The organism is Cytophagales bacterium, assembly GCA_033344775.1.
Taxonomy (GTDB): Bacteria; Bacteroidota; Bacteroidia; order Cytophagales; family Cyclobacteriaceae; genus JAWPMT01.
Window position 1 is genome coordinate 1,560,856 of sequence record JAWPMT010000005.1, and the last position, 12,704, is coordinate 1,573,559.

At 43.3% G+C, this 12,704-nt stretch carries 13 protein-coding genes; 7 read left to right on the plus strand and 6 right to left on the minus strand.

All coding sequences use genetic code 11. The features are described from left to right. Positions 1-16: 16 nt before the first annotated feature. The 3 genes from R8G66_24255 to R8G66_24265 are packed head-to-tail and all read right to left on the minus strand — an operon-like array spanning position 17 to position 3,686. Positions 17-1,870: a multicopper oxidase family protein gene (locus R8G66_24255; GenBank protein MDW3195512.1), complete on the minus strand. Its 1,854-nt coding sequence runs from the start codon at positions 1,868-1,870 to the stop codon at positions 17-19. A gap of 20 nt (positions 1,871-1,890) precedes the next feature. Next, a complete protein-coding gene (locus R8G66_24260; protein ID MDW3195513.1) occupies positions 1,891-2,184 on the minus strand; it encodes a hypothetical protein in 294 nt (97 codons plus the stop codon). Between the two features lie 5 nt (positions 2,185-2,189). Continuing rightward, positions 2,190-3,686, minus strand: coding sequence for a tyrosinase family protein (locus R8G66_24265; protein MDW3195514.1), 1,497 nt, complete (start codon positions 3,684-3,686; stop codon positions 2,190-2,192). A 382-nt stretch (positions 3,687-4,068) separates the two neighbouring features. Here R8G66_24265 and R8G66_24270 point away from each other — a divergent pair, with 382 nt between their 5' ends. The 4 genes from R8G66_24270 (at position 4,069) to R8G66_24285 (ending at position 6,871) form a co-directional block, all read left to right on the plus strand. After that, on the plus strand, positions 4,069-4,641 hold the full coding sequence (locus tag R8G66_24270) for a YeeE/YedE thiosulfate transporter family protein (GenBank protein MDW3195515.1): 573 nt from the start codon (positions 4,069-4,071) through the stop codon (positions 4,639-4,641). Between the two features lie 12 nt (positions 4,642-4,653). Next, on the plus strand, positions 4,654-5,067 hold the full coding sequence (locus tag R8G66_24275; protein ID MDW3195516.1) for a DUF6691 family protein: 414 nt from the start codon (positions 4,654-4,656) through the stop codon (positions 5,065-5,067). Between the two features lie 65 nt (positions 5,068-5,132). Continuing rightward, positions 5,133-5,759, plus strand: coding sequence for an ATP-binding cassette domain-containing protein (locus tag R8G66_24280; GenBank protein ID MDW3195517.1), 627 nt, complete (start codon positions 5,133-5,135; stop codon positions 5,757-5,759). Next, positions 5,756-6,871 (plus strand): hypothetical protein, encoded by a 1,116-nt coding sequence (locus tag R8G66_24285; GenBank protein MDW3195518.1) that lies wholly within the window; start codon positions 5,756-5,758, stop codon positions 6,869-6,871. The genes R8G66_24280 and R8G66_24285 overlap by 4 nt, the downstream gene beginning before the upstream one ends. 66 nt (positions 6,872-6,937) lie before the next feature. Here R8G66_24285 and R8G66_24290 read toward each other — a convergent pair whose 3' ends face one another. Next, positions 6,938-10,078: a multicopper oxidase domain-containing protein gene (locus R8G66_24290; protein ID MDW3195519.1), complete on the minus strand. Its 3,141-nt coding sequence runs from the start codon at positions 10,076-10,078 to the stop codon at positions 6,938-6,940. Between the two features lie 149 nt (positions 10,079-10,227). Next, positions 10,228-10,428: a DUF2892 domain-containing protein gene (locus R8G66_24295; GenBank protein ID MDW3195520.1), complete on the minus strand. Its 201-nt coding sequence runs from the start codon at positions 10,426-10,428 to the stop codon at positions 10,228-10,230. 95 nt (positions 10,429-10,523) lie between these two features. On the opposite strand from R8G66_24295, the gene R8G66_24300 reads away from it, so the two are divergent. Together R8G66_24300 and R8G66_24305 are read left to right on the plus strand one after the other, a co-directional pair. After that, entirely contained in the window at positions 10,524-11,036 is a 513-nt protein-coding gene (locus R8G66_24300; GenBank protein ID MDW3195521.1) for a DsrE family protein, read from the plus strand. An 11-nt stretch (positions 11,037-11,047) separates the two neighbouring features. Further along, a complete protein-coding gene (locus tag R8G66_24305; GenBank protein MDW3195522.1) occupies positions 11,048-11,314 on the plus strand; it encodes a hypothetical protein in 267 nt (88 codons plus the stop codon). A gap of 28 nt (positions 11,315-11,342) precedes the next feature. Here R8G66_24305 and R8G66_24310 read toward each other — a convergent pair whose 3' ends face one another. Then, positions 11,343-11,978, minus strand: a complete 636-nt coding sequence (locus R8G66_24310) for a Crp/Fnr family transcriptional regulator (GenBank protein ID MDW3195523.1) — start codon at positions 11,976-11,978, stop codon at positions 11,343-11,345. A 64-nt stretch (positions 11,979-12,042) separates the two neighbouring features. Here R8G66_24310 and R8G66_24315 point away from each other — a divergent pair, with 64 nt between their 5' ends. Further along, positions 12,043-12,672 carry a Crp/Fnr family transcriptional regulator gene (locus R8G66_24315; protein MDW3195524.1) on the plus strand — a complete coding sequence of 210 codons (630 nt, stop codon included), beginning with the start codon at positions 12,043-12,045 and terminating at the stop codon, positions 12,670-12,672. Positions 12,673-12,704 lie beyond the last annotated feature (32 nt).

Below are 12,704 nucleotides of genomic sequence, written 5' to 3' on the forward strand. Positions count from 1 at the left end.
CTTTCTGAATTCAGATTTATGGTTCTAACGCAGCTAACTGCGCGTTTTCATCACAAATGGTGATCTCCGGAAAATTCACCTGGCTCACCTCCTGGCCCTCCTCTAAAATTTCCACTGACTGCATCATTCCCTGATCCTCATGATCGAGTATATGGCAGTGAATCACAAACTTACCGGTGAAGTCTTTGTAGACGGTTCGTATCCTGGTCTTTTCTCTAGCTTTCACAAAATAGGTGTCCTTCCAAATCGGTTGATCAAACTTGGTCGGGGAGCCCCATTCATTACAAGTATTGTTGTCAGAGTTCCAATCAAGACAAACAGATTTCTCCAGAATTTGAAAGTGATTGATATGGATATGGAACGGGTGATTGGCTAAACCAGAGGTCAAGTCCCAATCTTGCACCTTATTCAATGTTAGATACCTAATATTTGACGGTTCGAAAGCCTGTCTATCGATTTGAAACTGTATTGGATTGACATCTGTGTCAATATAAAACTCCATGTTTTCCAATGCCGCTGTAGGCGCTACATCCACCAGGGATGGATAAGGGGCCAGACTTGCTAAAGACTCAGAGGAAGGCATTTCTTTGGCCACCGTTCCACTTTTATCTGTAAGAACAATCATTGCCAGTAACTTTGGATCTTCCGTACTGGGTGATTCATCGAGACTACCCAATACTTCTGTCCCCGTATCCATCAGATAAAGCGTATCGCTCAGTTTATTGGGGGCCTTGACCATCATGTCTACCCGATAGCCTGGCTCTAGCTCCATGCTCTGAACCTCATTGATGTACCCATAAGCGATACCATCTTCAGCAATGGTATGAAGGTCTTGTGAAAGCAATTCCGAGGTGTTTCCATCCTGATCAAACAGTTCCAGATTGATGGTCTCACGAACTCCCGCATGCACGAATCGCCATCGTTGTACCTCTTCAGGTGCCATGTCGATTACTGGAATACTCTGACCATTTATAGTCGTTCTCCATCCCTGCGCTTCATAATTATTGCTCCAGGCATTGGGTCCAAAGGTGGTGTTGTTCCATGGAATGTGATAACGACCCGCGGCGCTATCATAGAGATAAGGCATCTGCTGAAGTACGAAGATTTTTTCCTCCATGGCGCTGATCTCCGGTACATTATCCAATCCACCTTCGATGATGATAGCACCCGCCATCCCTGAAGATACCTGAATCGCCGTGGATCCATGGACATGACCATGATACCAAAATGTCCCAGGTGCATGGTCCGTAGGTATGTCATATCGATTTTGGAATTCACACCCAGGTTCTATTTCCACAAAGACATTATCAGCGTGATCAGAGGGCGAAACATGAAAACCATGAACATGCAAGTTCGTCGTATTAAATCTCGCCGTGTCAATAACATTGATATCATGGCCTGTATGAGGGTTCGGATTTAACGGATCGCTATCACAAACATCATTCGCCAGCTGGTTGTTCACATCTACCGAAAGAAAATCGCCTGGTTTGATGCGCCAGGTCCTCCCGACCAATTGATCATTATAGGATCGATGATAGATATCAACATTGCTTTCCTGCACGGTATTGTACATTTGATTGGTAGCAAACCTCAGGTTCAGCTCAGTTTCTAAGCGGCCATTAATAGTCGTATCCTCTGGAGGATTTTGAAATGGCTGGAAAATCAAATCTCCCTGAGTTACATCTGAATTGGACTGAGTGGACTTTAACAGCTGCCTTTTTTGAAAAAGTGGCTTTATTTCACGGATTGCATTGAGGACCTGAGTCTTATCTGGGCGATCCTGAGTTTCTGGTAATTCTTCTTGTTTCTCTGGCTGACATCCCAGGACGATAAGTGCCAGAATGCCGTAATAAAGAGTAGTTTTCTTCATCTTGATTAATTTCAAAGCTATCATGACACAGAGGCCGTTTCAGGCATACCAGCGGCTAACCAATCATTATACATAGCAATTGATTCATCAGGAAGCGGACCTCCTGGTGGCATGGGGTGCGCGGTTCTTGGACCTCCATTGTAACCCCATCCCTCTATCGCAATTTTGATATTCTGATTTAACCTCTTGACTGATTCATAATTTCCTAAGTCAAGGCTAAAAACACCGTCATCAGTAGCAATCGATACCTCCAGCATTGGCTGAACGTAAGGTGCAAAAATATTTTTTATGTCTGGGTCAAAATAAACGCTCATGTTGGTTATAATTTATTGTAAACAATAGTTAGGGTGCAAGTTTCTCCTGGATATCTACTATTGAGATCATCAACAACTTCCGTCAAATCAAGATTGAACTTATGGCTTTTTCTTGCGTGACTGCTATGGTCACTACTAAGCCATGCAACTCCGGATTTTACAAAATACTTTTTCTGAAATTTCTCCGACGCTATGTTTGCCTTCACCTTCTGTCCGTGGATATATAAATCAATGCGGTATGAAGAACTAGGATCCTTCTCTTCGTAAACAAAGACGAACGGATTGTCTCTATTTGCGGCCCGAACGGTAATGGGTTGATTCGTCACCGTTCCCTGGGCCTCTGGTCTCCAGGAAACACCTCCGGTATACATCTTGTAGTAGGGACTTATTTTACTCTTCCCAAAAACCAGTGTTTTATCTCCGCTTCCAGTAAGGTATTCATTCGTCTGGTTTTGATCGAGAATGCGGTCCGCAGGATTATCGCTGTAGTTATATCCCAATTTTTGTATATCCAAATACAGCTCTGCTCTACCCATATTCGGACGGTCACCAGCACCTGGATCATAATCTGGCAAGTTAAATTCAGTTGGTTGTTGAGCCCTAAGAAAATACCTCAATGAAGTCATTCCTTCTGTACCATGTTCTTCAATCCATGCCTCAAAAATGTAGTCAACATAGGCATGAAATGAATAGAATATTGGATCATATGCTGCTGTAGCTGGATTGGCCATACTACCACCTACATAGGGAACATGCATAGGGTTATGGACTTCTGCTTCGAACCTTCCATAGCCTCCTTCAGTAGCATTGGGATATCCGCCAAAAACATTCCAATTGGCTTCTCTTACGATATTCGCCAGCAGATGCGGCGATGTGAACGTGGTATCTCGAGGGTTAATCTGATTGTTTCTGGGCTCGTGATAAAGGACAGAACTTTGATTTTCAAATACCTTGGGAAACTTATTCCCACTAGGGGCTCGCGTAAAATTCCAATAAGGAATACCTATGTTCTTCGTAGCATATTTATTTCCTCTGCTATCAACTATAGTTCCCTCCGGATCCGTATTCTGAAGAATTTTTTCAAAGTAGTAAAACTGAGCGCGGTGCCAGACAAAAAATATATCCTTCCCGTGTTCGCACATTCCAGGATAGCCATAGGTTCCATCAGCATATTGTTGAGCAGCTGCAATTTGATAGAAACTGGTGGGATCCTGATCTCCTTGCTTCAGCTCATTATTAACAGGAACAGAAACCCTATTCACGTTATGAACCCACGCTTGCCATGCATATCCGTCTAGCAAATAAGGGTTAGATGCACTTCGATCACGGATTAATTGAATGGCATGCTCATATGCACCCAATTCAGTAGGTGACAAATCGTCAATATTCTTGCGAGTGACTTGCTGGGCATCAAGATAGAAGGAAGTGAAAAGGCACAGACACAGCCATAAGGTTGTTCTTGTGACGAAGATTACGCCACATCTACTGTTTAGGACTTTCATGATTAATTACTGATTGTATAATTCGCTTTATAAGGTCCGAAAAAAATAAATACCAAACAACTAATTCAACTCATTTATAAGTTTTAATATCGATTAGAATAGGACATGTGGATGCCAGGAATTGTCCCCTGTCTGAGAAAAATTTCGCATCTCTTTTTGGTATATATATCCGAAACAAGAAGGAAAGAGCTATCTCCGAAGAATTATTCAATACTGAGGCTGGGACTTATCAACTGTGAAAAGATAGCGCATTGGCACCAAATCACACCTAACCACTTTAAAACAATTGACTTCCACCGAACATCTCTGCAACAAATGTTACACCGAAGGAAACCATCTGCCGCTACTTTCGAGTTTAGAATTGAGTTAGACAATCCTCTACATGAATATAATTGAGTTCATCAGCCAGCCATGGCCGTGGTATGTGGCTGGTCCCATGATCGGAGTGGTCATGTTTTCGTTGCTGTTCTTCGGCAAAAGTTTTGGTATTTCTTCCAACCTTCGAACGCTGTGTTCCATCCTGGGAGCAGGCAAGAGTTGCGAGTTTTTTGATTTCAATTGGAAAGCTCAAACCTGGAACCTGGTGTTTGCTGCCGGAATGCTCCTCGGAGGTGCGATAGCAAACCACTTTCTTACTTCGGAAACAGGTGTTCAACTATCGGAAGGCACCCTCCAGGACTTGAACGCCCTGGGCATTGAAAGCCCGACGGATTCGCTGGTACCTGCCTCACTATTTTCATGGGAGTCGCTACTTTCTTTGAGAGGAGTGATCATGCTGGTTTTTGGAGGTTTTCTCATCGGGTTTGGCACCCGATACGCGGGCGGTTGTACTTCCGGACACGCCATCAGTGGATTGAGTAATCTGCAGCTTCCTTCACTGATTGCGGTTATTGGCTTCTTTATTGGAGGCCTGTTCGTGACTTACTTCATTCTCCCCTTCTTACTAACCCTCTGAGTCCAGGCAACTATGAAATTCCTAAAATACTTATTCATCGGCATCCTTTTCGGCATCATCCTGACCAAGGCAGAAATTATCTCCTGGTACCGCATATATGAAATGTTTCGCTTCCAATCTTTTCATATGTATGGTGTGATCGGATCGGCAGTGGTCGTAGGGATCGTTATTACTCAAGTGATCAAGCGCTTCCGAATCAAATCCATCGACGGAGATGTAATCGACATCCCTCCCAAGCAAGCTGGAGTTACGCGTTATTTGGTTGGTGGAACTTTGTTCGGATTTGGCTGGGCCATGACGGGCGCATGTCCAGGTCCGCTTTTCATCTTACTGGGAAATGGCATTGGAGTCATTGCTGTGGTTATCCTATCTGCGATGCTCGGCACGTATGTGTATGGGTTGTTGAGAACAAAGCTACCCCATTAGTAATCTGATCGCTCCAGCGATCAGATTACTGCTAACCAACGCCTCCGATACACGTATAGAGCATCATGCTCGCTTTCTATCAATTTGAAAAGTCCTATCAGGGACGTACGATCCTTAACATACCTGATCAACAATTGTCACCTGGATTGTATCACCTGAAAGGGCAAAATGGCGCTGGAAAAACGACCCTGATCAAAAGCATCGCCGGACTCATCCCGTTCAAGGGAAGTATCAAATTGATGGATGTTCCGAACGACCTGAAACACCAGCAGGCTTATCGCAAGCTGGTAAGCTTCGCTCCGGCAGAGCCAGTCTACCCAGGTTTCATGAAAGGTATCGACCTAATCCGGATACATCAGGAACTCAGAAATACAACCCCTGAGAAAGATCAGGAATTAATTCAAAAGTTAGGGGTTGATCGATTTCAAGACCAGCACATTCTTGGTTACTCCAGCGGGATGTTAAAAAAGCTCTCTCTGATACTTGCATTCATCGGAAGCCCAAAACTGATCATCCTCGATGAACCCATGAATGCCCTTGATACAGAAGCTGTTCAATTGCTCGAACCTTTCATTGCACAATACCAACTTGCTGGCTCTTCTTTCTTAATTACTTCTCATCAGGACTTTCACTGGGTCCAGCATCCATACGCCACACTTTCCATCCAAAACGCTCAATTGGCTGTGGCATGAATTCGGAACGTGTATTTCTATTCAAACTGGTGGTGGTTCAATTCTACAAGCAGAACACTGGACTGTTTCTATTTTTCTTTTTGATCTTTTTTGGGATCATTCCTCCACAATTTCTGATTGCTACACATGCTGCTTTGATACAGGCGCAATTAACCAGCGTTGCACTGATGATTGGAGTCAGCTTCTTTTGGGCACTGTATGCCTTTCGTTGCCTGCGTTTCATGGATCAAACTTTTTCTCACTACCAACATGCTTTTTTGAACATTTATCAAGTGCTACCCACTACAAGGGTTTACGGTTTGATCGCAGGTTGTTTTATTGCGATGTTCCTGCCTGTATTGATTTACGCTATTATTGTGATCATGATGGCCATCGTTCAGTCGGTCTTTTGGTACATCATCAGCACCTCTTTATTGATCATAGCAATCACATTTTGCACAGTTGTCTTGGCCAAATCCGCTTTTCTCACATCACGTGAAATCAGTTCCAGGTTTTTAACCTTACCTGGATTCAGTGGTGCAGATATCAAACGAAGTATTTCTCTAAAATTCATTCTACTGGCGCATCTCTGGTCCGACAAAAAACTAGGTCTCTTAGCTCAAAAGCTATTCTCTTACCTGGCTTTCAATTTCTTCTTCATTCGAAACGCTGAGATCTTTCGAGAAGATTACTTCACCTTCTTCATCTTTCTGATCGGCGCGATGAACGCCTTGTTGATTTTCAATCTCCACAAAATGACAGAAGAGAAACTCGGATTCTTAAGAAATCTTCCGCTCACCATGCCTCGAAGAATTGTCATGATTCTACTGACTGGGACCGTCTTATTCGTACCAGAATTGATTATGATGCTGATCAGCGGATTTGAATTACTGGCGATTCAGGACAGCCTGATCCTCTATGGTGTGTTGGTCAGTCAGTTTGTGTTGCTGTTTTCCATTTTGTATACCTCTACCCTGAATCTGAAAAAATATGTGCAGTATGTATTTCTGTTACTGCTCAGCTATCTGGTGCTTTATCTGTTGATCCCCGCCGTATTGATCATTCTATTCAATCTAGGTCTAGCGTACCTGATCTTTCATGAACAGTATCATGCGCATGAATTTAAAGCCTAAGTCCTAGGCACAAAAAAGGCCCGAATCCATCTCAGACCCGGGCCTTCGACGCTAGATCGAAATTCTTTACTCTTTCAACTTTTTCGTAATCACAGGCATCATCATTCCTCGATCTTCGTGTCGCAAGATATGACAATGGTAAACCCAGATGCCTACCCGATCTTGATTGTCATTCACTGTGATATTCGGATATGTATCACCTTGCTGTTCGGGCACATTGAACCAATACCGTACCCGAACAAATCCATGCGCGGGAATCACAATCGTATCCCACCAATTGCCCACAATTCCTGGTACTTGCATGGAACTTTGGAATATATCACCCGGCTTGGCGTCAGCCCAGGACTTCCGTTTCGTCTCTTCACCTTCAGCCATGACCGACTTCATGTACCAGTCGAATTTCTTGCCATTGTCCTTACTCATGTAAGCCAGTTGGCCGACTTCCACCACAAAAAATGGATTGATATGGATATGAAAAGGGTGACTTACATCGGAGTTATTGATCAACAACCACTCCTCCGCTGATTGGGCCCGAGGTAATCCCGGATCAACCTTCTTAAGATCAAGCACCTGATAATTTTTATTACTCGCCTTTTGATTAACAATCGCAGTAGCATCGTCCTTTAATCCAGTGACCTTTTCCCAGGTCGGGCTGCTTGGATTTACGACATCACTGAAAGAAAATTCACCTGTACTTCCATTAAATTCGATGGTTTTATAATAACTAGGATTAACAAAATACCAGTTCTTCTCCGTAGTAAGACCTCCTGGCATGTAGTTCTCACTTGGATAAAGTGTTCCTGCAGTTTTATTGAACGTGAAAGAATATCCACTATCCGCGAGTGACTGTGAATCGTGTATGCCATGCTCATTGTCTAAAAGTTCCCTAGGTGAGCTGTAACTTTTTGCTACCAGGCCCGGCGCTACAGGATTTCCAATGGGGTCATTGAGTTCGAAAAAACGACCATTCAAAGTAAATTGATTGGAATGCGCCTTGGCAGTATGCTCATTGGTGACTTTTTGTATTCCAATCCCTAAACCTGAGACATCAAAGACAACAGGCCTGGATTGGAGAACATCCTTCTTCCGATCAATGTTGCTCACATAGGAAGGTGGTTTATCCCAGTTCGTTGGCGCAATTCCTTTCAGCGTCGCTCTGGTTGGCATTTTTGGCACATATCGAGGCGTTTTCACTTCTGTAACCTCAGCAGTCACCAACCTTCCTGCTGGGACAGCTACTCCGAATGCTGCCGGTTTCCAATCACCAGCAGTGCCAACAATATCCGAAGGAACGGTAGGAAAAGTAATGTCTAAAAAGTAGTCGTCAACCACTTCGGCTTTCATATTGGGCACCACATTAAACTGATAATCCCATGCCTTATTTTTCGCACCTTTCCATCGATGTAGATATCCCAAATAATTGATGGTTGAGGTATCGGTATTGGGTGCGAACAAATAAGGATTATGCTTATTGCTGGCAATGTATGGCCAGAAGCGAGGCTTATCAGGCGTCTCCGAGTTAAAGATCGGTATACCATGCTTATCCTTGATATACAAATTTTTGATATTGTAATTTTTGAACAACACATATGTACCGGGTTTTGGTAATTGGACCAGGAAATCAGAACGATTTCCCGGAGCAAGCAATGCGGGCTGTTCGGCAGTTATTTCAATGGGTTCAGCCAGTGTGATACCGTCTACGGCAACCAGGTGAATTGGCGTGGATATCCAGGAATTATCCAATGAATCATAGCGACCTAACCAGATATGAGCGAATGCACGGTGGTTTGTTCCTGCATTGACCAGTCGCCACCGCTCTAGCTGACCTGCTTCAAAAGAGATGTTGGGATTAGACTCTCCATTAACTGTCAAATCCAAGGTTGTCTTACCAACAATGGTGGTATCTCCTTTTCTATTGCCTTCACCTAAATTAAATCCATAATTGGAGATCTCCTGAATTGAGAAGACACGTTCATGATTCAATTTCCAGGTTTCATAAGCAGGTATATCTGCTGGATTCTCTGGATATGGAACTAACGAATTAGTATTATTCTCTTCGATGATGATGGTCCCAGCCATGCCATTTTCAACCTGTGCAGCCGTTGCTCCATGCTTATGAGGGTGAAACCAATGAGTTCCTGGCAAGTGGTCTTCTGGTATCTTGTATTGATAATTCCATTTGCCCCGCTTAATCCCCTGATCAGCTACAGAATATTTATTCAAATCTTCTGCACTTGTCACCGGAGCATCCGTATCAGGCGCGTCGTAGGTCGTTGTATCCCCTTCAGGTACAATTACAATGGTAACATCGTCTTTTGAAGGGTCCACATGTAATCCATGAACATGGAGATTGGTATTATCCAAATTATGCGGAACATTGATCTCACCGTGCAATGGGGCCTCTGCCAGCTCCTCATCCTCTAGCAAACGATCACCATGTAATTTTTCGAACTGCTGTAAAACAGGACTTGTTTCTTTATCCAGTTTGTTGATGATCCCTACTTCCACCAAATCACCAGGACTGAACCTTAAAATGGGTCCGGAAATCATATCAATACCCTCAGCCAATCCATAGGCACGCGTCCAGATGGAGTCACTTTTAGCTCCTGTTACCTGATCGGTTCGAGCAAACTGAGAATAGATGGTGGTTTGCAGGTGATTCCCTTTTGCCACAACATTTTGAGGGATCTTTCTGATCTCCTTCAAATAGAAAGTGCTTCGTGCTTTGAAATAAAGTTTGCAGGAGTAGGCGACGTTTAATTGTACATATCCTGTTTTAAAGGGTCCATATTTATCGTCGATCGTCAATTGCATCGTATCGACCACCGCTCCGGACTTATCTGAAACTCGAACATCCAACGTGACATCTGCTGAGCTGATATCATTAAAGAATGCCACTTGTACACGACCAGGCTTGGTCGTCTCTATCACAAGTTCAAACGTGGAATCCGCATTGATCTTATGCCCATGAAGTGACTCATCATAAATAGAAGCTGGTTTTTTGGCCCATTCAATCTTCTCAAAGTTCGAAGAACCTGTTGGCATAACGATTGTAGGGTCAGCCACAGTGAAATCCGAAATGGCATATGACGTAAACTTTGGAGCGAACGTAGTACCATCGTCGGGAGCAGGCTCTTTAGCACACCGTATGAACAACAGCGTCAGGCAAAAAAAGACTGATCCATAAGTTAGTCTGGTAAATTTCATGTCTATGAAGTTGGTGTAAGTAGACATGAAAGTTAACCTGAAAAAAGGATTATTGATGATACAGGTCTGAGGGAAGTGAAATAATTATATGCCTACAAAAAAGGCCAGCTCTAATGAACCGGCCGTGGAAAAAACAACTGGTTGAGTATCTAAGCCTTTCGAGTCCGTATCCTTAATGCAGCATACAAAGGGCAAAAATTAATAAAACCAGTTATGATAAAGATTACTGCCACAATAGAGAGGACAGTAAGCAAAACACCTCCTACTACACCGAAGTACCACAAAGCGATGATGGCCGCCGCAACGATCAGTCGAATGATGCCATCCGTTTTACTCATATTCTTTTTCATCTCTTTTCTTTTTTGATTCAAAGATTGATGCTTAGCTTTTCATTGTCAGTGATCTTGATCACACAAGCCAAGAATTTTATCAAAAGCTTATTTAAATGAAATTTCTCTATCCGCTTCTATTGCTCTTTCCTGTATTATGCTCCGCTCAGAACTATCAATATCCATCAGTTCAGGGTTATGGAGCAGTGGTCAACTATGAAGGAGTATCCTTACCCTCCAATGGAGCTAAAATTGTGATCGATATGACCACCGCTAACCCAACCGAACAAGGCCATAGCCAATCCATGGATCGAGTAGCCCGACTGATCAACCTGTATGGACTAGGAGGTGTTACACCCGAACAATTAGAAATTGTGGTGGTGGTGCATAGTGCGGCTTACAAAACGATCTTAAGTAATGAAGCTTACCGCAAGAGGTTTCGTGCAGACAACCCCGATCTGGATGCATTGAATACACTCACTGAAGCGGGAGTACAATTCATGGTTTGCGGTCAATCCATCAATGCTCGCCAGGTAGCTCTGGATGAGATCAATCCGAACGTCAAGCTGGCTATTTCGGCAATCACTACTTTAGTGGAGCATCAGCAAAAAGGATTTGCTTTACTATAAAGGCATTTATAATGAAAGAAGAAATACGCGCTTTTCTGAATGCTTTTGAAGAGGTATTTGATCGAGACTGGCAATACTCCAAAGAAATGATGGGCATCCGGGACTTATCTGAAAAAGATAAAGAACAGGACCGAGCCATGGGACTTGAATCGATAGAGGTGATTTCATCCGAAGGAACGTTCCTAAACCCGAATGTTGATGACGAAATCGAGGACTGGGGTAACCGCGGAGCACTGTTACAAGCTTATCGGCAATTGAAGGAATCATTAAACGATTAAGCTTGACATACACACCACAGCAGCAGTGCTAATTGTTCACTTCTATCCAGCCCCGATGCAATTTCACAGTGCCCTCCATTTCAAGCTTTTTAAGCATCCGGGATATCGTCTCTCTGGCCGTCCCCAGCTCATCCCCCAGTTCTTGATGGGTCGCTTTGATTTTCCCTGACCCGAGGGCTTTGGTCTTTTCATGCAAGTATTGCAACAGACGTTCATCCAGGCTCTGAAATGCCAGGGCATTGTAAGCATCAAGCAAATCATCGAATCGCTTTTGATACAGATCAAGAATAAAACCAGCAAAGGATGGATACTTTCGTTGCCATTCTTGCAATACGGTCGATGGGATCAAGATGGCCGTAGAATCCTCTTCCGCAATGGCCTTTACCCGGCTTTTTATATCGTTCAATCCACAATTGATAGAAACAATACAACTCTCCAAAGGATAGATATAATAAAGCAAAAGTTCCTTCCCTGCAGATTCATGTTTGACAACCTTGGCCAAACCTTGCAGCAATATGGGCACAGTCTTCACATAACTGCCCTCTCTTAATATTTCGGTTCCTGCAGGTACATTCACCACTTGTGCTTTTGTAGCCAACTCTTCTTTCAAGGGTGATTCTCTGAAAAAGGGCAGCTGTAAAGAAAGGATGTCTTTTATATCCATAAAAACCTAAATTGGAACTGGAATTAATCGGCGAAAGTTAGTTCAACACAAATTCATCATATCTATGTCCGATCTGGTAACTCATTTTTTGGAAGCTCAGGATTTTGATCCGCAATTGGTAGAGGAGATCAAAACGATAGGAAGGCTGAAAAAAGCTACTGCCGGAAAAGTGATCATGAGTCCAGATCATCCAGGCACCGAAGTTCCGATGGTACTTAATGGTTTACTTAAGGTCGTTCGTCAAGAACCCAATGGCAAAGAAGTATTCCTGTATTACCTGGAAGGTGGAGAAACCTGTGCCATGTCGATCACATGTTGCCTGGAAGGGAAAATGGCCGCCATCAAATTAGTAGCGGAAGAAGATTCCACCTTATGGATGATCCCCATGACCTACATGGACATATGGGTGGTAAAATATCAATCCTTCCGAAAATTTGTATTCTCCTCTTATCAGGCCCGTTTTGATGAATTGCTTTACACCATTGACAATGTCGTGTTCCACAAAATGGACGAGCGGTTATATCGGTATCTATTGGACACCAAGCAAGCGACCGGTTCTTTTGAGATCCGAAAAACGCACGAACAGATCGCGAAAGAACTCAACACATCCAGAGTAGTGATTTCCCGACTGTTGAAGCAACTGGAACGTGAAGAAAAGATCGAGCAACATCGTAATTTGATTGAGATTTTGTGATGGCTTACTGAGAAAAATAAATTGCTTGTAAT

Excerpts from the sequence above, each read along its gene's own strand:
- R8G66_24255 (MDW3195512.1), bottom strand. The coding sequence starts at position 1,870 with ATGAAGAAAACTACTCTTTATTACGGCATTCTGGCACTTATCGTCCTG.
- R8G66_24260 (MDW3195513.1), bottom strand. The coding sequence starts at position 2,184 with ATGAGCGTTTATTTTGACCCAGACATAAAAAATATTTTTGCACCTTAC.
- R8G66_24265 (MDW3195514.1), bottom strand. The coding sequence starts at position 3,686 with ATGAAAGTCCTAAACAGTAGATGTGGCGTAATCTTCGTCACAAGAACA.
- R8G66_24270 (MDW3195515.1), top strand. The coding sequence starts at position 4,069 with ATGAATATAATTGAGTTCATCAGCCAGCCATGGCCGTGGTATGTGGCT.
- R8G66_24275 (MDW3195516.1), top strand. The coding sequence starts at position 4,654 with ATGAAATTCCTAAAATACTTATTCATCGGCATCCTTTTCGGCATCATC.
- R8G66_24280 (MDW3195517.1), top strand. The coding sequence starts at position 5,133 with ATGCTCGCTTTCTATCAATTTGAAAAGTCCTATCAGGGACGTACGATC.
- R8G66_24285 (MDW3195518.1), top strand. The coding sequence starts at position 5,756 with ATGAATTCGGAACGTGTATTTCTATTCAAACTGGTGGTGGTTCAATTC.
- R8G66_24290 (MDW3195519.1), bottom strand. The coding sequence starts at position 10,078 with ATGAAATTTACCAGACTAACTTATGGATCAGTCTTTTTTTGCCTGACG.
- R8G66_24295 (MDW3195520.1), bottom strand. The coding sequence starts at position 10,428 with ATGAAAAAGAATATGAGTAAAACGGATGGCATCATTCGACTGATCGTT.
- R8G66_24300 (MDW3195521.1), top strand. The coding sequence starts at position 10,524 with ATGAAATTTCTCTATCCGCTTCTATTGCTCTTTCCTGTATTATGCTCC.
- R8G66_24305 (MDW3195522.1), top strand. The coding sequence starts at position 11,048 with ATGAAAGAAGAAATACGCGCTTTTCTGAATGCTTTTGAAGAGGTATTT.
- R8G66_24310 (MDW3195523.1), bottom strand. The coding sequence starts at position 11,978 with ATGGATATAAAAGACATCCTTTCTTTACAGCTGCCCTTTTTCAGAGAA.
- R8G66_24315 (MDW3195524.1), top strand. The coding sequence starts at position 12,043 with ATGTCCGATCTGGTAACTCATTTTTTGGAAGCTCAGGATTTTGATCCG.